This is a genomic window from Streptomyces sp. NPDC090106 (assembly GCF_044747265.1).
GTDB lineage: Bacteria > Actinomycetota > Actinomycetes > Streptomycetales > Streptomycetaceae > Streptomyces.
The window spans coordinates 171,463-191,360 of record NZ_JBIVDS010000004.1 but is presented as its reverse complement, the minus strand read 5'-3'; the positions used below and the strand labels follow the sequence as shown (position 1 = coordinate 191,360).

The following is a 19,898-nucleotide window of genomic DNA, read 5'->3' as shown; positions in this document are numbered from 1 at the left end:
CGCACGCTGGGAACGCAACTGTGAACCACGGCCCAGACGACCAGAACCCCCTCGGGTTCGACTCGGACGAGCTGGCGCTGCGCCGCCTGCTGCACCAGGCGGTCGAGGAGATCGAGCCACGGGACGGCACGCTGGACCACCTGCGCCAGGCGGTCCCCGCCCGGCGGGCCCGCAAGCGCCAGGCCCTCGTCGGCATGGCCGCCGCCGCGCTCTTCGTCGGCACCGCGATCCCGGCCCTGGTGCACGTCTCCGGCGCCACCGGGTCCGACGCCGACCCCTCGATGGCCGGCCACTACTCGCAGGCCCAGGGCGGCGCGAGCCAGGGCAAGGGGCCCGACGGCGGCGAGTCGACCTCCGGCGGCTCCTCCGGCAGGAGCCAGGACGAGGGCAAGGGCGAGCACTCCGGCGGAGACTCCGGCAAGGGCTCCGGCAACGGCAACGGCTCCACCAGCACCGACCCCTCGACCAGCACCACCGCGGGCGTCGCCGCCTGTACGGCCGCCGAACTGGGCTCGGCCACCGCGTACGCCGCCGCCGCCGACTCCACCGGCGTCGTCTACGGCACCTTCCACTACACCAACACCGCCACCGCCGCGTGCACGGTCACCGGCCCCGGCACCCTGAGCTTCGCCACGGGCGGCGCGGCGGACGCCACCCGGATCGGCGTGAACCGGCACGTCTCCGGCGACGCGGCGGTCTCCCTGCCCGACCCGTCCCTGGAACTGACCGCGCTGGTCCTCCAGCCCGGCTCGTCCTACGACGTGAAGTTCGCCTGGGTGCCCTCCGCGACCTGCCCCACCGACACCAGCACGCCCACCCCGACGCCGACCCCGACGCCGACCGGCGACAGCAGCGGCAGCGAGGGCACCTCCACGGGCGGCGACACGGGCACCACGACGCAGCTCCTGGTCGCCGAGGGCACCCTCGACGGCAGCGTCTCCCTCACCAACTCCGCCGAGGGCGGCGTCGCCGCCGCGTCGACGACGGTGAGCAACGCGTGCGCCGGGGCGATCTACTGGACGGGCGTGCTCGCCGGTTCCTGAACGGCCGCCGCCGGTCCCTGGACGGGGCCGGCGGCCCGCTCGTCCGGGATCAGCCCCAGCTCCGCGTCCCGGACGAACTCCACCTCGCGGCGCAGCAGCCGGAACCACATGAAGACCACGAACCCGGCGAAGACGAACCACTCGCCGGTGTAGCCGAGGTTCTGGAAGGCCTTCAGGTTCAGTCCGCTGTCGGCGGGCGCGGTCGCGGGCACCGCCTTCATCCCCGCGTCCGCCGTGTCGAGGGTGATCCACGCGTCGTACACGTCGTACGGCACCAGATTGACCAGGGACGCGGCGCTGATCGCCGCCGTCTGCCCGGCCGGCAGGCCGCCGCGGGCGCTGACGCCGTTCTCCCCGGGCTGCTCGGAGGACTGGAGGGCGCCGGTGACGGTGACCTCGCCCTTCGGGGCGGCCGGGGCCTTCGCCGCGTCGGCCGTCCCGGGCAGCCAGCCGCGGACCACGGGCAGAGCCCGGCCGTCGTCGGTGCGCAGCAGGGTCAGCACGTAGTAGCCGCTGCGGCCGTCGAGCGTGCGGTCCGGCACCAGGAGCTGTTCGTCGTAGCGCCCGCTGACGGTGGCCTGGCGGCCGGTGGTCGCCTTGTCCACCGGCAGCAGCTCGGCCAGCGGCCGGGCCGGCTCCGTCTTCGCGGTGCTCGCCTGGGCGGTCGCCGCGTCCTGGTCCCGCATCCGGTCCTCGAACCGGCCGAGCTGCCAGGAGCCCATGAACACACAGAACGGGATGGCGAGCAGCACGAAGACGTTGATGCCCCACCAGCGCGGTGTCAGCAGAAACCGGTACACACCTCAACGGTACGGGGCACTCCACCGCCCCCCGCGCCCGGCCCCTGGCAACCCGCGTTGACCTGCTGGGTAAGGGGAGCGCGAGAAGTTGTCCACAGGCAGGGGACCTCGCCTGCGGATCAGCTGTGAGGACGGGCAGTATGGGGCCATGACTGAGAGCAACGAGTCCGCCGAGGCCGAGCGGAACGCATCGATGCCCGACTGGGAGAAGCGCTTCAGGGCGCCACGGGTCTCCCTGCCCGACTGGGCCGAGGACGCACCGGACCACTCCCTGTTCGTGTCGAACGCGACGGGCACGTACGAGCTGTACGCCTGGGACCGCGCCACGGGCGAGCAGCGCCAGGTGACCGACCGTCCCAACGGCACGACGGACGGGGTGCTCTCCCCGGACGGCGCCTGGATCTGGTGGTTCGACGACAAGGACGGCGACGAGTTCGGGGTCTGGCGCCGCCAGCCGTTCACCGGCGGGGAGAACGAGCTCGCCGCCCCCGGCCTGGACGCCTCCTACCCGGCCGGTCTCGCGCTCGGCCGGGACGGCCGCACCGCGGTCGTGGGCCGCTCCACGGACGAGGACGGCACGACGATCTACGTCGCCCGCACCGGCGAGGCCCCGGTGGAGATCTACCGCCACCCCGAGTCCGCGGGCGTCGGCGACCTCTCGCACGACGGCTCCCTGATCGCCCTGGAGCACACCGAGCACGGCGACGCGATGCACTCGGCGCTGCGCGTGGTCCGCCCCGACGGCACGACCGTCGCCGAACTGGACGACACCCGCGGCGGCAGCGAGGAACTGGGCCTGGAGGTCCTCGGGTTCGCCCCCGTCGACGGCGACACCCGGCTGCTCATCGGCCATCAGCGCCGGGGCCGCTGGGAGCCCCTGGTGTGGGACGTGGCCACGGGCGTGGAGAGCGACCTCGCCCTCGACCTGCCCGGCGACGTCAGCGCGGAGTGGTACCCGGACGGCTCGGGCCTGCTCATCGCGCACAGCTTCGAGGCCCGCAGCGAACTGTTCCGCTACGACCTCACCGTCCGCGAGCTGGAGCGCATCGACACCCCGCCCGGCTCGGTGTCCGGGGCGACGGCCCGGCCCGACGGCAGCGTCGAGTACCTCTGGTCCTCGTCGGCACAGCCCTCCGCGGTGCGCTCCACCTCGGGCGGCGTGGTCCTGGACCCGCCCGGTCTGAAGTCCCCGGGCTCGGTGGCCGTCGAGGACGTGTGGGTGGAGGGTCCCGGCGGCCGGATCCACGCCCTGGTGCAGAAGCCGGCCGGCGCGAGCGGCCCGCTGCCCACGGTCTTCGACATCCACGGCGGCCCCACCTGGCACGACAGCGACGCCTTCGCCGCGGGCCCGGCGGCCTGGGTGGACCACGGCTACGCGGTCGTCCGCGTCAACTACCGGGGCTCCACCGGCTACGGCCGGGCGTGGACGGACGCGCTGAAGGTGCGGGTCGGCCTGATCGAGCTGGAGGACATCGCGGCGGTCCGGGAATGGGCGATCACCTCGGGTCTGGCCGACCCCGACCGGCTCGTCCTCACCGGCGGCTCCTGGGGCGGCTACCTCACCCTGCTCGGCCTGGGCGTCCAGCCCGGCTCCTGGGCGCTGGGCATCGCCGCCGTCCCCGTCGCGGACTACGTCACGGCGTACCACGACGAGATGGAAGCCCTGAAGGCCATGGACCGCACCCTGCTGGGCGGCACCCCGGAAGAGGTCCCCGAGCGCTTCGAGGCGTCCTCGCCCCTGACCTACGTCGACCAGGTCAAGGTGCCCGTCTACATCTCCGCCGGCGTCAACGACCCGCGCTGCCCGATCCGTCAGATCGACAACTACGTCGACCGGCTGGAGACCCGCGGCGCCGTCCACGAGGTCTACCGCTACGACGCGGGCCACGGCTCCCTCGTCGTGGACGAGCGGATCAAGCAGGTGGGACTGGAACTGGACTTCGCGGCACGGCACCTGGCCTAGCGAGGTGCGGAGGGTGCTCTGTCACCGCAGGGCATCCTCCCGGCCCCGCCGGCCCAGCAGCTCGGCGAGGCCGCGCCGGGTGGCGGCGAGCACCACACGGTCCGAGGCCTTCAGCACATACGTGTCGGGAAGGTCCCAGAGCAGCCCGGAGGGCGGCGCCAGCTCCTCCTGCGCCCCCTGCGCGGCCGGTTCCCCGCCGGAGGCGGCCGTGTCCAGGGCCAGCACCCGCCAGGCTCCCGGCCGGAACGCCTCGCCCACGGTCCGGCCCTCCAACTGGGAGTGCGCGCCCACCTCCAGGGCCGCGAAGAGCAGCACCCGCCGCTCGACCGGGATCGCCCCCAGGATCTGCCGGCCCATCATCGCCCCGGCGAAGGCGGGCGCGGCGAGATGGGTGACGCTGCGGCTGCGTGTGGAGGCCTGCGGATGGGCGGCGCGCAGGGTGCGGTACACGGCGGTCGCGAAGTCGTCGTCGTACAGGCGCAGCACGACCCGCAGATCGGGCCGCACCGTGCGGGCGTACAGCGCGGCCTCCAGGTTGGTGGTGTCCGAGCTGGTCACCGCGAGCAGGGCGTGCGCGCGGTGGATCTTGGCGGCCTCCAGGACGCCTTCCTGGGTGACGTCGCCGAGGACGACCGGCACCCGCAGCCGCCGGGCCGTGGCCAGACCGCGGGCCTCCGCCCCGGCCTCGACGCAGACCACCGGGATGTCCAGTTCCCGCAGCCGCACCAGCACCCGTGTCCCGATCTTGCCGAGCCCGAGGAGGACGACATGACCGCCGAGCCCGCGCGGGGGCTTGCGCACCCCGGACGCGGTGCGGAAGGTGCCGAGCGCCTCCAGGACCGCGGCGAGCAGCACCGGCAGCAGCAGCAACCCCAGCAGTCCGGCGAGGAGTTGGAGGATCTGCCGGCCCAGCGGCTGGTGCAGGGCGGGTTCGTTGATGGCGAAGAGGTCGAGGAGGGTCTGGTAGGTGGCGTAGAGCGGGTGCTCCCCGGTCACGAGGGTCAGGGCCACCGCGAGCGCCGCCACACAGCCCACCACGCCGGCCAGCGACCAGCGCAGCCGCCGCGAGAACAGCGAGGCGAACGGCGGCACCACACCCCCGCCCCCGCCGCGTCCGGCGGGCAGCGAGGGCCCCGCGTAGGACACCTGCTGGAGCACGACGGTCCCGCGTCCGGCGGCCTCCCGGACCGCGTCCGCGTCGGGCAGCAGCTCGGGCCCGCGCTCGGCGCCGTCGCCGGTGCTGTCGGAGAGCAGCGCCAGTGTGGCCAGGCCCGGGTCGCCGGACTGTCCCGGCAGCCGTTCCGCCGCCCGCAGGAGCAGCCCGTCGGTCTGCAGGACCTTGCTCGTCCCGGCGACTGCGGACGCGACCAGCGCGGGCGCGGCGGTGTCCGCGTCGGACAGCACGGTCGTGGAGGCGTCCGCCCCCGACCCGCCCGCCCCCGGCCCGCCGGCCCCGGAGCCGTCGCCGGAGGCCAGCGCGGCGGCCTGGTCGAGGAGCGCCTCGATGTGCTGGCCGAGCCGCCGGTTGTAGAGCCGCAGCACGATCCGCAGCCGGGGGTTGAGCCGCCGGGCGGTCAGCGCGGCCCGGATGTTGGTCTCGTCGTCGTCGTACACGAGCGCCAGCGCCGCGGCCCGGGCCACGCCCGCGTCCGCGAGCACCGCCTCGGTGGCTTCGGCGGCCTCCATCTGCCGTTCGCCGCCGACCGGTTCACCCGCGCCGCCCCGCCCGGCCGCGGCGACCATCCGGTCCAGCAGCGCCGCCGACGCGGCCCGCGCCCGCCCCACCACCGGGGTGCGCACCCCGCGCTCGGCGGGCGGCACGACCAGGGTGACCTGCTCGCCGTAGACGCCGCGCAGTTCGGCGGCCAGCCGGTGCGCGAGACCGTCGTCCCCGCACACCACCATGTGCGCGGACGCGTCCGCCGCCTGTCCTTGATTCGGAACGCTCGCCACGAGGGAGAAGACTGCCTCAACGTGACGGGTGGTTCCAGGAGTTGACCGGAGGAGTCGATCACACGGTGAACGGGCGGCCGGATCCCGCCGTAGGAGAGGGGAGGCGACCGTACGCACCGCTGGAGGTGACCCGCCCGTGGCGATGACCAAAGAGGCGCCGGACCGGAAGGCGGGCGCGCAGCCGCCGCCCGAGGACCAGGGCCGGCACCTCGACTCGCCGCTGCTGCTCACCATGGGCCTGCTCGTGGTCCTGCTCGCGCAGGGCCCGGTGCGCGGGCTGCTGTCGACGCCGGTGATGCAGAGCTGGATGACGGTGTTCGTGGCGGTGACCGTGCAGGCGCTGCCGTTCCTGGTGCTCGGGGTGCTGCTGTCGGCGGCGATCGCGGTGTTCGTGCCCGCCTCGTTCTTCGCCCGGGCACTGCCCGCCAACCCGGTCCTCGCGGTGCCCGTCGCGGGGGTGGCCGGGGCGGTGCTGCCGGGCTGCGAGTGCGCGTCGGTGCCGGTGGCCGGGGCGCTGGTGCGGCGCGGGGTGACCCCGGCGGCGGCGCTGGCGTTCCTGCTGTCCGCGCCCGCGATCAACCCGATCGTGCTGACGGCGACCGCCGTGGCCTTCCCGCGCGACCCGGAGATGGTCCTCGCCCGGCTCGTCGCCGGGCTGCTCACGGCCTGCGCCATGGGCTGGATCTGGCTGCGCCTGGGCCGCACCGACTGGCTGAAGCCTCCGGCCCGGCACTCCCACGAGGGGCAGGGCAAGGGCGCGGCGTTCTGGGGTTCGGTGCGTCACGACACCGTGCACGCGGGCGGGTTCCTCGTCGTCGGGGCGATGGCGGCGGCGACGCTGAAGGCGGTCGTCCCGGAGACCTGGCTGCGCACGGCGGCCGACAACCCGCTGGTGTCCGTCCTCGCGCTCGCCGTCCTCGCCGTGCTGCTGTCGATCTGCTCGGAGGCGGACGCGTTCGTCGCCGCGTCCCTCACCCAGTTCTCCCTCACCGCCAAGCTGGTCTTCCTCACGGTCGGCCCGATGATCGACCTGAAGCTGTTCGCGATGCAGACCGGCACCTTCGGCCGGGGCTTCGCGCTGCGCTTCGCGCCCGCCACCTTCGTCCTCGCGATCCTCGTCGCGGTCCTCACCTCGGCGGTGCTCCTGTGAACCGGCACGCGCAGTCCGCCGTCCTCTTCCTGCTCGGCGCGACCCTGCTGCACGCGGGGTTCACCGATCTGTACCTGCGGTACGTCAAGGCGGGCCTGCGCCCGCTGCTCCTGCTCGCCGGGGCCGTGCTCATCGCGTCGGCGGTCGCGACGCTCTGGTACGAACGACGGGCGCCGAGGACGGAGCACCGGCACCACGAACCCCGGGTCTCCTGGCTGCTGGTGCTGCCGCTGCTCGCCCTGGTCCTCGTCGCCCCGCCCGCCCTCGGCTCCTACAGCGCCATGCGCGCCGGAACGGCCCTGCAACAGGCCTACGGCTACCAGAAGCTGCCCGCCCAGGGGCCGCTCAGGCTCGGGGTGGCCGACTACGCGGGGCGCGCGGTGTACGACCACGGGCGGGAGCTGCGCGGCCGGGAGATCAGGGTCACCGGGTTCGTCGCCCTGGACGGCGCCGGCCGGCCCTACCTGGTGCGGATGGCCCTCAACTGCTGCGCCGCGGACGCGCAGCCGGTGAAGATCGCCCTCACCGGGGACATCCCCCCGGTGCTGCGCCCGGACGCCTGGCTGGAGGTGACCGGCGTCTACTCGCCGAAGCGGACCGAGGACCCGGTGAACAGGGGCCCGATCCCCTATCTGACGGTCACCTCGTCGCGGCCGGTGGCGACACCCGCCGACCCGTACGACGAGACGTGGAACAACTGAGCCGTCCGGCCGGCGACCGCGGAGCGACCGTCAGTTCTGGTAGGGCTGCCGGGCCTGGCCCGCCGGGCCCCCGGCGGCCTGCGCCTGGAGCTGCTCGGCCTGCTCCCGCTCGACCTTGACCTCGGTGCCGCAGAACGTGCACTGGGTGGCGTACTTGGTGGAGAACGGGAACAGGGGCACGAAGAACAGCGTGAACTTGGTGACGCGCTTGCGCAGCGTGTGCGCGGCGGGATTGCCGCAGCTGCCGCAGACGAGCGTGAGGATGGCGAGCTGGTACAGGTAGCCCTTGGTGCCGAAGACGATCACCCGACGGTGCCCTTCTGTGAATGCGAAAGCGCCCGGTCGCTGACGACGGGGGATGCGTCAGCGACCGGGCTGCGGCCAACCCTAACAAGGTCGCCGTCCGGACGGGAGGGGGTGCCGGTTTGTCCTACGTCTCGCAGGGCGGTTCGTAGGACAGCCTCGGCAGGTACTCGTGCCACTTCTCCTCGGTCAGCACGCCCCGGGTCGCCGCGCAGATGTGCCGGACGGCCCGGTCCACGTCCAGGTTCCACAGCCGGATGGTGCCGGCGCCGCTGGAGACGCCGAGCGTTTGCCCGTGCGGGCTGAACGACAGGAACTCGCCGGTGCGGGCCCCCGGACTCATCGACTGGCCGATGGGGGAGGCGTCGGCGGGGTCGGAGACGTTCCACAGCCGCACGGTGTTGTCGTTGCCGCCGCTCGCCAGGGTCCGGCCGTCCTCGCTGTACGACAGCGACACGATCGCCTCCGTGTGCCCGGTCAGCGGCGAGCCCAGCAGCCGCGCCGCCGCGGGATCGGTGACGTCCCACAGCCGCACCTTGTCGTCGTCGCCCGCGCTGGCCAGCGTCGAGCCGTCCGGGCTGAACACGAGGTCGCTGACGGTGCCGTGATGGTCCAGCAGCACGTCGCCGAGACGCCCCGGGCGGGCCGGGTCGGCGGTGTCCCACAGCCGGACCGTGCCGTCCGCGCCGCCGCTCGCCAGCGTCCGGCCGTCCGGGCTGAAGACGAGCGCGAGGACGTACCCCTTGTGCCCGGTGAGCCGCTCGGCGTACGGCGCGGGCCGCGCCGGGTCGGTCACGTCCCACAGCTGGACGGTGTGGTCGTCGTAGACGGTGGCCAGCGTCCGGCCGTCCGGGCTGTAGGCCAGCGCGTCCGTGTACCGGGTGCGCAGGGCGACGGGCGGGCGGTGGCGCACCGGGTGCGCGGGATCGCCGACGTCCCACAGGTACAGCGCCTGATTGCCGGCCACGATCGCGAGGGTGCGGCCGTCCGGCGAGAACGCCAGCGCGCGGTTGCCGCCGTCGGCCTCCATGAACGGGGCGCTCAGCGCCACGGGCCGGTCGGGGTCCGCCACGTTCCACAGCCGCACCCGGCCGCCCTGCGCGGCCGTGGCCAGCACCTTCCCGTCCGGGCGGAACGCGCCCTTGCGGCCGGCCATGTCGGACCCCGCCACCGACCACAGCCGGACCTCGCCGTCCCCGCTGCCGGTCGCCAGGGTCCCGCCGTCCGGGCTGAACGCCAGCGCGAACATCTCCCCGCTCGCGCCCGCGAGCGGCTCCCCGACCTGCGACGCGTACGCCGGGTCGGCCACGTTCCACAGGCTCGCCGTGCTGTCCGCGCTGGCCACAGCCAGCGTCCCGCCGTCGGGGGCGAACGCCACCGACCACACCGGCCCGGTGTGCCCGGTCAGCGGCGCCCCCACCGCGGACGCCCGGCCGGGGTCGGAGGTGTCCCACAGCCGCACCGTGGTGTCGGAACTGCCGCTCGCCAGGGTCCGGCCGTCCGGGCTGAACGCCAGCGAGTGCACGGTGGCCGTGTGCCCCCTCAGGACCCGGCCCAGCGGCACCGGCCGGCGCGGGTCGGCGGTGTTCCACAGCCGCACCCCGTCGTCGTCCCCGCCGGTGGCCAGCGTCCGCCCGTCGGGGCTGAACGCGACGGCCCGTACGGGCGCGGTGTGCCCGGTGAGGGGCTTGCCGAGGGCCCGGGGGCGGGACCGGCCGGACACGCTCCACAGCCGGACGGTCTCGTCCTCGCCGACCGACGCCAGCGTTCTGCCGTCCGGGCCGAACGCGAGCAGGTACACCGTGCCGTGGCCGCTGGTCACGGGCGCGCCGACGGGCTTCGGCGCGGCCGGGTCCCGCACGTCCCACAGCCGGATCGTGCCGTCGTCGCCCGCACTGGCCAGGGTGGTGCCGTCGGGGCTGAAGACGGCGCTGCTCACCCAGCTCGTATGGCCGGTGAGGGGCTTGCCCAGGGCCTGGGGACGGGAGGGGTCGGACACGTCCCACAGCCGCACCGTGCGGTCGTAGCTCGCGGTGGCCAGGGTCCGGCCGTCCGGGCTGAAACCGGTCAGGTAGACCGCCCCGGTGTGGCCCAGCAGCGAGGTCGCCAGCGGGGTGTTGACGATCGAGGTGAGCCGGTTGTCCGTGGCCTCGTCGTCCGGGCGCAGCCGGTGCGCCACCAGAGCGAGCTGGGCGGAGAGCGAGGGGTCCGTGTACTGGAAGCGGTCCGTCTCGGCGGCCACCTGCTCGAACACGGCGTCGTTGCGCTGCTCGCGGGCGATCCAGGCCGCGCCCACGGCCAGCATCGCCAGCACGACCAGCGTCGAGACGGCGGCCCGCCGTACCCAGGTGGTGCGCCTGCGCAGCCGGGCCGAGGCCGCCAGGAACTCCACGGCGCCCCGGGTCAGCACGGTGTCCGCGGCGGAGGCCGCCCAGGTCCCGGCCTGGTCGAGGCGCGAGCCCCGGTACAGCAGCGCGGTGTCCCGGCCGGACTCCTGCCAGGAGCGGCCGTCCTCCTCCAGGCGCTGGCGCAGCAGATGGTCGCCGCGCCCCTCGTCGATCCAGTCCCGCAGCCGGGGCCAGGCGTGCAGCAGCGCCTCGTGGGTGATCTCCACGGTCTCCGCGTCCAGGGTCACCAGCCGGGCGCGCACCAGCGCCTCCAGGGACTCCTCCGTCTTGCCCGGGTCCGCCGACTCCTCGGCGAGCAGGCGCCGCGTCCCGCGCCGCCGGGTCGCCTGGGTGTCCTCGCCCAGCCGGACCAGCCTGAGCAGCAGCCGCCGTGCCGCGTCCCGTGCGGCCGGGTCCAGCTCCGACCAGGCCTGCTCGGCGGTGGCCGCCACCGCGCCCTGGATGCCGCCCGCCGCCCGGTAGCCGGCCAGGGTGAGCCGTCCGGCCCTGCGCCGCTGCCAGGTGGACAGCAGCGCGTGCGACAGCAGCGGCAGCGCGCCCGCGTCGTGCCCCCCGCGCGAGCCGTCGCCGCCGACCTCCCGCACGATCAGCTCCGCGAGCCCCGGCTCCAGTTCGAGGCCGACGGCCCTGGCCGGACCGGTCACCGCCTCGCGCAGCTCCGCCGCCGTGAGCGGTCCGAGCACCATGTGCCGGTGCTGGAGGGCGTCCGCCAGCTCCGGGTGGGCGAGGCACTGCTCGTAGAAGTCGGCGCGCACCCCGAGCACCACCAGCGCGGGTGCCGGGTCCCCGGAGGAAGAGGACGTGCTCGCGGCGTGCAGCAGCCGGACGAAGGCGCGGCGGGTGGTCTCCTCGGCGGAGAGGGTGAAGGTCTCCTCGAACTGGTCGACCAGCAGCACGGGGCGGCCGACTCCCGTGGCGGCGGGCCCGGGACCGGCCCAGGCGGAGAACGCGGCCCGTACGGCGTCGTCCCGCCCGGGATCGCCGTCCGCGAGGGCGGCGAGATCCGCGGCCTCCGCGACCAGGTCCGTGAGCCCGGGTATGTGCCGGCTCAGCTCCTTGACCGGATCGGCGCCCGGGACGAGCTGCACCACGGTCCGCCCGGCCCGCCGCAGCGCCGGCACCAGCCCGGCGTTGAGCAGCGAGGACTTCCCCGCGCCCGAGGCCCCGACCAGCATCACCAGGCCGTCGCCGCCGCCGTCGCCTTCGTCGCCGGCCTCCAGCCGGCGCGCCAGGTCCCGGGTGCTGCGCTCCCGGCCGAAGAACCAGCGGGCGTCCTCCTGCCGGTAGGACGCCAGCCCCCGGTAGGGGCAGACCCCGGCGACCACGGACTCCTCGACGGCGGTCTGCTCCGCCTCCTCCCCGGCCGGATCGGCCACGGCCCGCTCCCACAGCCGCTGCCAGCGGCCGAGGTCGTACAGCCCCGCCGCCACGGGAGTCGGCCGCGCGCGCCGGGCCGCGGGAACGAGCACCTGGAGGACGGCGGCGAGGGCGGCGAACTGGGCGGGCACGTTCCGGGCCCGCCGCCAGTCGCTGATGCGCTGCGCGGACACCCGCACCGGACGCCCGCGCTCGTCGACCCGCTGAAGCCGTACGACCGCCTCGGACACGCTCTTCAGCGGCGGATTGCCAGCCTCCTTGTACAGCAGCGCGAGCCGTTCCGCGAAGGCCGTACGTGCCGTCCCCGAGCCCTGACCCAAGGCCCCCACCCCTCACTTCCGCCGCCTGGACATCCGGACCGGAAAACTCACCTTATATGCCTGACCTGCGGTTTCACCCTCCGGATGACCATCGGATCTCCTCGCCGGACGACCCGGCTGGCAGGATCACGCCCCATGGCCACCGCGCCACCGCCACCGCCCACACCATCCGGCACCGGTCCCCACGAGGGGAGGGACCGGCGCCGGAACGGGCCGGGGCCCGGGCCGACGCGGGACTGACGCGGGGCGGTCGCGGGACTCATGCAGGACTCACGCACGACTGGCACACGGCTGACGCAGGGCGGTCGCGGGGCGGGCAGGGTCGGGGCAGGGGCGGGCAGGGTCGGGGCAGGACCCCACGTTCGGATCGTGCCGCGGTTGGCCGCCGGGGCGGGTCGAGGGTGCGCGGCGCCGCGCACGACCACGAGCGCCCCTGAGATTCCCGTCCCCCGGCTTCCAGCCCCCGGCCTCGCGCCTTCGGCCTCTGTCCATCGGCCTCGGCTTCTGTCCATCGGCCTCGGCTTCTGTCCATCGGCCTCGGCTTCTGTCCATCGGCCCCGGCTCCTGGGTTCCTGTCTCCGGCCCTCGGATTCCCACTGCCGACTGTCTTCCTCCGGCCCTCGGCTTTCCGTTTCCGGCCTCTCGGCTGGCCTCCTCCTCCCGTTGGAAGCCTGCCCCGTCCGTCGCCCGCCGCGGCAGCGGCTGATCGCCCGCGGCTGCCCTGCGCCGCCAGGCAGTCGTGCCCCTCACCCGGCTTCTGGCCCCCGGCTCCGTGCCTCGCTCGGCGAGCGCGCCCGTCACTCGCCCCCCTGGCTCCGCGCCCGGCGGCCATGCCCGTCACCCGCCCCTCCCACCGCCCCGGGTTCGTCCCCGGCCGCCTCGGTTTCAGGGCGGCTCTCCCGTCCCCGTGGGCTGAAACCGGGTTGAAGCCGTTCTGAAGGCGGGCGCCCGCACCGTACTGCCCATGACGACGACATCCGAACGAGAACTCGCGATCGAGGCCCACGGGCTGCGCAAGTCCTACGGGGACAAGACCGTCCTCGACGGCATCGACTTCCAGGTACCGGCCGGCACCGTCTTCTCCCTGCTCGGCCCCAACGGAGCGGGCAAGACCACGGCGGTGAACATCCTGTCCACGCTGGTCTCCGCGGACGCGGGCCACGCGCGGATCGCCGGCCACGACCTCAGGGCCGAGGCCCAGGCCGTACGGGCCGCGATCGGCGTCACCGGCCAGTTCTCGGCGGTGGACGGTCTGATCACCGGCGAGGAGAACATGCTGCTGATGGCGGACCTGCACCATCTGCCGAAGGCGGAGGGCAGGCGGGTCGCCGCCGAGCTGCTGGACCGCTTCGACCTGGTCGAGGCGGCGAAGAAGCCCGCGTCCACCTACTCGGGCGGCATGAAGCGCCGCCTGGACATCGCCATGACCCTCGTCGGCGCCCCCCGGATCATCTTCCTCGACGAGCCGACGACCGGCCTGGACCCGCGCAGCCGTCACACCATGTGGCAGATCATCCGCGAACTGGTCTCCGGCGGGACGACCGTCTTCCTCACCACCCAGTACCTGGAGGAGGCCGACCAGCTCGCCGACCGGATCGCGGTCCTGAACGGCGGCAGGCTCGTCGCCGAGGGGAGCGCCGAGGAACTCAAGCGCCTCGTCCCCGGTGGCCACGTCCGCCTCCGCTTCTCCGACCCCGGGGCCTACGAGAGCGCGGCGACCGCCCTGCGCGAGGTGACCCGCGACGACGAGTCCCTCACCCTCCAGATCCCCAGCGACGGCAGCCAGCGCGAGCTGCGGGCCGTACTCGACTGGCTCGACACGGCCGGGATCGAGGCGGACGAGCTGTCCGTGCACACCCCGGACCTGGACGACGTGTTCTTCGCCCTGACCGCGAGCCCCGCGACCACCGCCACCAGCCCCGCGACCACCGCCACGTCCTCCGAGAAGGAGTCCGCCCGATGAACGCCACCGCCCTCCAGGACAACCTGACGATGCTGCGGCGCAGCCTGCTGCACGCCCGCCGCTACCCCTCCCTCACCCTGAACCTCCTGCTCACGCCGGTCATGCTGCTGCTGCTCTTCGTCTACGTCTTCGGCGACGTGATGAGCGCCGGCCTCACCGGCGGCGGCGCGGACCGCTCCGCGTACGTCGCCTACATCGTCCCCGGCATCCTGCTGATGACCGTCGGCATGACCTCGCTCGGCACCGCGGTGTCGGTGTGCTCCGACATGACCGAGGGGATCATCGCCCGCTTCCGCACCATGGCGATCTCCCGGGCCTCCGTCCTCACGGGCCATGTGATCGGCAGCGTGATCCAGACGCTGGTGGCGCTCGTGGTGATCCTCGGCATCGGGGTCGCCATCGGCTTCCGCCCCGACGCCTCACCGCTGGAGTGGCTCGCGGCGGCCGGACTGATGACGCTGGTCAGCCTCGCCCTGACCTGGATCGCCGTCGGCATCGGCCTGGTGAGCCCCAACCCCGAGGGGGCCAGCAACCTGGGCATGCCGCTGACCCTGCTGCCGCTCCTGTCGAGCGCGTTCGTCCCGGTGGACGCCATGCCGGACGGCTTCCGCTGGTTCGCCGAGTACCAGCCCTTCTCTCCGGCCATCGAGACCCTGCGCGGACTGCTGATGGGCAGCGAGATCGGCGACCGCGGCTGGATCGCCGTCGCCTGGTGCCTGGCGCTGGCGGTCACCGGATACCTCTGGTCCAAGGCCCGGTTCGAGACCGAACAGCAGAAGTGAGGCCTCAGAGAACGGGACTCGGGTGCGGCCCGGCGGTGAGCTCGCGCAGCGCCGCCGCCCGCAGCTCCTCCCGCCCCAGGGCGGCGTACGCCGATCTCGCCTCGGCGTACGCCGCCCCGTCGGCGTCCTCGGCCGCGGCGCGCGAACGCGCCGAGGTGAGCGTCGGGAACTCCCGGATCACCGGCATCCGTTCGGCGAGCGCGACCAGCCGTACGGCACCCCGGTCGCCCCGGGCGATCCCGGCGAAGCCCAGCGCGAGCAGGACCGTGCCGTACACCGGGACATCCACCGGGGAGTCGTCGTCGCCCGCGCCGGACAGCTTGGCCAGCAGCCGCTCCCGCAGCCGCGCGGCGAGCCCGGCGACCGGCTCCAGGCGCCCGTGCTGGGCGTGCGAGGCGACCGTCGCCGCCTGCACCTGGAGCTCCCACGACTCGACGAACGGGTCGTCGGTGTGCCGGGCGCGTTCCCTGCCGATCTGCTCCACCGCCCGCCGCCACACCCCGAGTCCGACCTCGGTCAGCCCCCGGGCCAGCGCGATCTCCGCGCGGGCCGGCAGATCAGGGGTGAACACCTGCGACGACTCCGACGGCGTCTCCAGGGCGGCCAGCTCCAGCCAGTACTCCGCCTCGTCGAACTCCCCGCGCTGGAGCGAGGCCAGCACCAGCCCCCAGCGCACACCGATCGAGTCCGACCAGTCGCCGTACTCGTCCAGCGCGTCGAGCGCCGCGCGCAGATGCTCGTACGCCTCCTCCGCGCGCTCGGACTGAAGGCACAGCTCGCTGATCCGGCCGTGGGTGAGCAGCAGCATCGGCGGATTGCCCAGCGGCACCAGCGTGCCGAGCATCCGCCGGGCGTACTCCAGGGCCCGCTCGGTGTCGTGCCGCGCCTCCCACACATAGCTGGCGACACAGGCCGCCGTGCCGGCCAGCAGCGGCTCGCGCGCCTCGCAGAGCTCGGTCAGCCGCGCGTACTGGGGCGGCCGTATCTCCGGGATCGCGCACAGCACGATCGACACCGCCCGCATCAGGGTGTCCGGCGCGGCGGGCGGCAGCCTGCGCAGGGTGGCGAACTGCCGTATGGCGTGCGGCCCGTGGGCCATGAAGAGGCTCGCCGCGCACACCGCCGCCGCACTGCGCGCCGGCTCGACGTCCTCGGGCCCGGGCCGGAACCGCGACAACGGCTCACCGGTCTCCCGCGCGAGCGCCGCGAGCCGCCCGAACTCGGTGTCGGTGGCCCACAAGGAGGCCAGTACGGCGGTCAGGGCGGCCAGCGCCGGCAGGTCGCCGCGCTCCTGGGCGACCCGCAGCGCGAGCACGAGGTTGTCCCGCTCGGCCCGGATGCGCAGCCAGGACGGCACGGGATCCCGCCCGAACAGCACGTCATGGTGCCCGCGCCCGAACTCCCGCGCCCAGTCCATGAATCGGCCGGTGACCGCTTCCTCCTCACCGGCCTCGGCACGCTGCCCGGCGCTGAACTCCCGCAGGGTCTCCAGCATGTGGAACCGCACCCCGGCGGGAGTGTCGTCCGCCTTGACCAGCGACTGCCCGGCGAGCTGCTCCACCAACTCCAGCGCGTCGAGGGAGTCGTCGGGGGAGCTGTCGGGGGAGCCGTCGAGCGGGCCGTCGAGCGGGCCGGCGAGCAGGAACTCGGCCGCGGCGACGTCGAACCCGCCAGGGAAGACGGACAACGCCCGCAGCGCGGCCCGCCCTTCCGGCTCCAGCAGGTTCCAGCTCCACTCCACGACGGCCCGCAGCGTGCGATGCCGCTCCGGCGCGTCCCGCGCACCGCCCCGCAGCAGCGCGAACCGGTCGGAGAGCCGCCGCCCGATGTCGGCGACGGACAGCACCCGCACCCGGGCCGCGGCCAGCTCCACGGCGAGCGGAAGCCCGTCCAACTGCGCGCAGATGGCGCTGACTTGCTCGCGCGGCAGCTCGACCCCGGGACGGGCGGCCCGCGCCCGCTGCTCGAACAGCTCGACCGAACTGTCCGGCGACAACTCCGGCAGCGCGTAGACGGATTCGAAGGACAGCCCGAGCGGAGCCCGGCTGGTGGCCAGTACCCGCACGTCCCTGGCCCGCGCCACCAACGCCTGCACGAGGTCGGCGGCACCCCCGACGACCTGCTCGCAGTTGTCGAGCACCAGCAGCGCGGGCCCGCCGCCGAGCGCCGCGGCGATCCCGCCGACGGCGTCCTCCCCGGCCGCGCCGACCGCCGAGGCCACCTCCCGCGCCACGGCCTCGTCCTGCGTGACACCGGTCAACGCGACGAAGTGCACGAGCGGTTCCTTCGCGGCCCGGCTCACGGCATGCGACAGCCGCGTCTTCCCCAGCCCGCCGGGCCCGACGACGGTCACGACCCGCGAGCTCCTCAGCAACGAGGAGACGGCGACGACATCCGCGTCCCGCCCGAGCAGCGGATTCACCTCATGGGGCACCCCGTGCCGCACCAGCGGAGCGTCGTCCCGGAGCAACTCCTGATAGACCTGCCGCACTTCGGGCCCCGGCTCGGCCCCCAGCTCATCGCGCACCCGCCGCCGGTAGGAGTCGTAACGGCTGAGCGCCGCGGCCCGTCCGGCCGTCCCGGCCTCGCACCGCAGCAGCGCGACGAGCACCTCCTCGTCCCGGGGCGCCCGCTTGGCCAGCTCGACGAGCGGCGCGACCGCTTCCTCCCCCCGCCCGACCCGGGCCAGCGACAACGCCCGCACCCGCACCAGCGCCCGCCGCGTCTTCGCCCGCTCGGCCCTCAGCGCGGCGACCGGATCATGCAACTCCTCCCCGACGCCCCCTCCCGACCCCCCGTCCCACAACCCCAGCCCGGCCTCGGCCTCGGCGAGCGCCCCGCGATGATCCCCGCCCCGCCCCAGCTCAAGAGCGCGCGCGTACCTCGACACGATCGCGGAGCTGTCGACCTGCTCATCACTCAGCTGGAGCCGGTACCCGGTCGCGGTACTGACGACGACCCCGTCCCCCACGATCCCCCGCAACCGGGACACGAGCACCTGCACGGCTTTCCCCGGCCGCTCGGGCAGTTCGTCCCCCCACAGCCCCTCCACCAGCCGCCCCGTACTGCACCCACCCCGCAACTCCCCGGCAAGCAGAGCGAGCAGCCCCCGCAACCGAGGCGCGGTGACCTCCTGCCCACGAACAGCCACACGAGGCAGCAGCACGAGCACGGGCGCCTCAGGGGCCACGGAAGATTCAACGAGGGTCACGCCGTGCAGCGTAGCCAGCGGGGACATGACAGGCGACGCGATACACACCCCCACGCCCCCTCCGAGCAGGCCCCGAACCACCGGTCACGCATACCTGCACACACAGAAACAGGAAAGGCCCCCACCGAACCCGGTAGGAGCCTCACCTGCTGTTTCAACTGTCGGGGTGGCGGGATCTGAACCCACGACCTCTTCGTCCCGAAGCAACTTTGGTGAGGGCTCTGCCTTGGGCTGCTCTACCTGTCACCTGCGGTGATGGTCCGTAGGCGTCCGTGCCCGTCCGCCGTTGTGCGTCGGCGTTGTCACGCAGTTAGACACGCACACAATCGGCGTGACACGAGTTCCAGTCACCCTCTGCCTAGCGATCGTCGTCAGCCGCTGCCAAGCGGTCTATCGGACGGCTCAACAAGCACGTAGGACTAGGATGCCCGATTAGCCCCTACCTCACGTCGCCAGAGGCGAGCACGATGAAGTGCTCCAGCGAACTTGTGGCCTCAGCGTCCTTGGCACGAAGCTGCTCGGCGCTTGCTGCACGATGCATGGCGGCCGTGGCTTCCAGCGCGCAACGAGCCGACTCGATCAGCGCTGGTTTACTGGCTATGAGTTGAACTCGAAATCCGACGTGCTGAGCGATACCCCTGGCCCGACGAGCTTCTAGGACTGCTTGAGAGCCCCCGCCATCAGGAGATCCGTGATCGCTGTGCCACCGACTGTACTGGCATCTCCTGAATTCGGTTACTGCTCCGGCAAACTCACTATAGATCGCCATGCGATCTGACCTCAACTGTCGCTGATGGGCGTGGACCTCCGCTTGTTTCGATGACTTGAGCTGGAAAAGGTACGTCACAGCTGAACCAAGCAGCGTGCCCAGAACCGCAACTAGAACGGGTAGCGTGCTATCCATGTCGACGAACAGCACTCGCAGCAGTGCTAATGGAAGGGTCTAGCCGCCCAAGAACACCTGTCGGCCAAGGCTGGCACTGTGCGCTCAGCTTGGGAAGCCGTGGGCATTCGGAGGCGGTTCGGGCTCTGACCTGGGCTGACGGCCGCCCAGTGGCCTGTTTGGCCTGAGTAGCTTTCACCGTGTTTCCCCGCTCGATCTGGTGCGGTAGTTGTGCGGTCGCCCTGAGAGGTAGACGACACAGCAACAGTTTCAAAAGGGTGCGCGTAGCCGTCGGATTGCTTTGAAGGACAGCACGGTGAAGACGGCTGCGAATGGCCAGGCAGATATTACCATCCAGAAGGATACGTTGGGTTGATGGCCGCCTACTCGACCGCCCCACACGATAGAAAAGACGGACAGCAGTGAAATGATGGATATCCCAGGAAAAAGTAAATAATACGGGTGTGTCATTTTTTGCACTTCGCTGGTTGGTTTCTGATGAACCAGCCACGACTCCCAGCCTAAACCACCAGGAACCTTAGGGTTAAGTTCCTCGTCTATGTATTTTGCTATTCCTTCCACTGTACGGAAGAGCGACGCCAGGATCTCGCTTGATGTGTACGCAATAAAAGGGATCACCAACAGGACTGGCCATCGAGATTTCCCAGACAATGCCACGGATAGCACAACACTAACGGCGGTCATGTGGAGGGCCAGCACTTGATGCTGCAAGCTAATTCTGGTATTTATCTCGCTTCTGAGTGCGGAATATTCCGCCAGGTGACTTGCCCACGCGTCCTGATCGGCTTGAACCATCACAGCTCCTGACAAGTGCTCTGGTGCTGCCATCCGTGGCAGACGAGGCAAGCTAGCGAGTGACGATGGGGCGCATCACGGGCGCACGTGCGCACGACTGCCGAATTGCGCCCCGCCTGCCTCAGAGCGTGACTGGCTTGACGGCCGAGCAGTGCACGCTTTCCAACTGTGATGGTGGCCTCTCATGTCGGGTTCGGGGGCGTTCACCTGCGTTCACAAATGGCT

General features: G+C 72.9%; 12 protein-coding genes. 6 read left to right on the top strand and 6 right to left on the bottom strand.

What is annotated here, in order from left to right; translation table 11 throughout:
- Positions 1-20: 20 nt before the first annotated feature.
- Positions 21-1,043 (top strand): hypothetical protein, encoded by a 1,023-nt coding sequence (locus ACIPSE_RS14525; protein WP_401662158.1) that lies wholly within the window; start codon positions 21-23, stop codon positions 1,041-1,043.
- Here ACIPSE_RS14525 and ACIPSE_RS14520 read toward each other — a convergent pair.
- Positions 1,013-1,843, bottom strand: coding sequence for an SURF1 family protein (locus ACIPSE_RS14520; RefSeq protein WP_401662155.1), 831 nt, complete (start codon positions 1,841-1,843; stop codon positions 1,013-1,015). The two genes, ACIPSE_RS14525 and ACIPSE_RS14520, sit on opposite strands and share 31 nt — an antisense overlap.
- A 148-nt stretch (positions 1,844-1,991) precedes the next feature.
- On the opposite strand from ACIPSE_RS14520, the gene ACIPSE_RS14515 reads away from it, so the two are divergent.
- On the top strand, positions 1,992-3,806 hold the full coding sequence (locus ACIPSE_RS14515; protein ID WP_401662152.1) for a prolyl oligopeptidase family serine peptidase: 1,815 nt from the start codon (positions 1,992-1,994) through the stop codon (positions 3,804-3,806).
- Positions 3,807-3,827: 21 nt separating this feature from the next.
- Here the strand turns inward: ACIPSE_RS14515 and ACIPSE_RS14510 are convergent, their stop codons facing one another.
- A complete protein-coding gene (locus ACIPSE_RS14510; protein ID WP_401663093.1) occupies positions 3,828-5,711 on the bottom strand; it encodes a potassium channel family protein in 1,884 nt (627 codons plus the stop codon).
- A 184-nt stretch (positions 5,712-5,895) separates the two neighbouring features.
- Between ACIPSE_RS14510 and ACIPSE_RS14505 the strand changes: the two genes are divergently transcribed.
- Complete coding sequence (locus ACIPSE_RS14505) at positions 5,896-6,909, top strand: permease (protein ID WP_401662150.1); 1,014 nt, start codon at positions 5,896-5,898, stop codon at positions 6,907-6,909.
- The gene (locus ACIPSE_RS14500; protein ID WP_401662147.1) at positions 6,906-7,610 is read left to right on the top strand and encodes a TIGR03943 family putative permease subunit; all 705 of its coding nucleotides are present in this window, start codon (positions 6,906-6,908) and stop codon (positions 7,608-7,610) included. The genes ACIPSE_RS14505 and ACIPSE_RS14500 overlap by 4 nt, the downstream gene beginning before the upstream one ends.
- A 30-nt stretch (positions 7,611-7,640) precedes the next feature.
- On the opposite strand, the gene ACIPSE_RS14495 is transcribed toward ACIPSE_RS14500, so the two are convergent.
- Both ACIPSE_RS14495 and ACIPSE_RS14490 read right to left on the bottom strand, forming a co-directional pair.
- Positions 7,641-7,916 carry a zinc-ribbon domain-containing protein gene (locus tag ACIPSE_RS14495; protein ID WP_401662145.1) on the bottom strand — a complete coding sequence of 92 codons (276 nt, stop codon included), beginning with the start codon at positions 7,914-7,916 and terminating at the stop codon, positions 7,641-7,643.
- A gap of 124 nt (positions 7,917-8,040) precedes the next feature.
- Positions 8,041-12,027 carry an AAA family ATPase gene (locus tag ACIPSE_RS14490; protein WP_401662142.1) on the bottom strand — a complete coding sequence of 1,329 codons (3,987 nt, stop codon included), beginning with the start codon at positions 12,025-12,027 and terminating at the stop codon, positions 8,041-8,043.
- Positions 12,028-12,982: 955 nt separating this feature from the next.
- Here ACIPSE_RS14490 and ACIPSE_RS14485 point away from each other — a divergent pair.
- Both ACIPSE_RS14485 and ACIPSE_RS14480 read left to right on the top strand, forming a co-directional pair.
- Positions 12,983-13,981, top strand: coding sequence for an ATP-binding cassette domain-containing protein (locus ACIPSE_RS14485; RefSeq protein ID WP_401662139.1), 999 nt, complete (start codon positions 12,983-12,985; stop codon positions 13,979-13,981).
- Complete coding sequence (locus ACIPSE_RS14480; RefSeq protein ID WP_401662136.1) at positions 13,978-14,763, top strand: ABC transporter permease; 786 nt, start codon at positions 13,978-13,980, stop codon at positions 14,761-14,763. The genes ACIPSE_RS14485 and ACIPSE_RS14480 overlap by 4 nt, the downstream gene beginning before the upstream one ends.
- A gap of 4 nt (positions 14,764-14,767) precedes the next feature.
- Here the strand turns inward: ACIPSE_RS14480 and ACIPSE_RS14475 are convergent, their stop codons facing one another.
- Together ACIPSE_RS14475 and ACIPSE_RS14470 are read right to left on the bottom strand one after the other, a co-directional pair.
- On the bottom strand, positions 14,768-17,935 hold the full coding sequence (locus ACIPSE_RS14475) for an ATP-binding protein (protein WP_401663091.1): 3,168 nt from the start codon (positions 17,933-17,935) through the stop codon (positions 14,768-14,770).
- Positions 17,936-19,127: 1,192 nt separating this feature from the next.
- Complete coding sequence (locus tag ACIPSE_RS14470; protein WP_401662133.1) at positions 19,128-19,706, bottom strand: hypothetical protein; 579 nt, start codon at positions 19,704-19,706, stop codon at positions 19,128-19,130.
- Positions 19,707-19,898 lie beyond the last annotated feature (192 nt).

Excerpts from the sequence above, each read along its gene's own strand:
- ACIPSE_RS14515 (WP_401662152.1), top strand. The coding sequence starts at position 1,992 with ATGACTGAGAGCAACGAGTCCGCCGAGGCCGAGCGGAACGCATCGATG.
- ACIPSE_RS14510 (WP_401663093.1), bottom strand. The coding sequence starts at position 5,711 with ATGGTGGTGTGCGGGGACGACGGTCTCGCGCACCGGCTGGCCGCCGAA.
- ACIPSE_RS14485 (WP_401662139.1), top strand. The coding sequence starts at position 12,983 with ATGACGACGACATCCGAACGAGAACTCGCGATCGAGGCCCACGGGCTG.
- ACIPSE_RS14480 (WP_401662136.1), top strand. The coding sequence starts at position 13,978 with ATGAACGCCACCGCCCTCCAGGACAACCTGACGATGCTGCGGCGCAGC.
- ACIPSE_RS14470 (WP_401662133.1), bottom strand. The coding sequence starts at position 19,706 with ATGGCAGCACCAGAGCACTTGTCAGGAGCTGTGATGGTTCAAGCCGAT.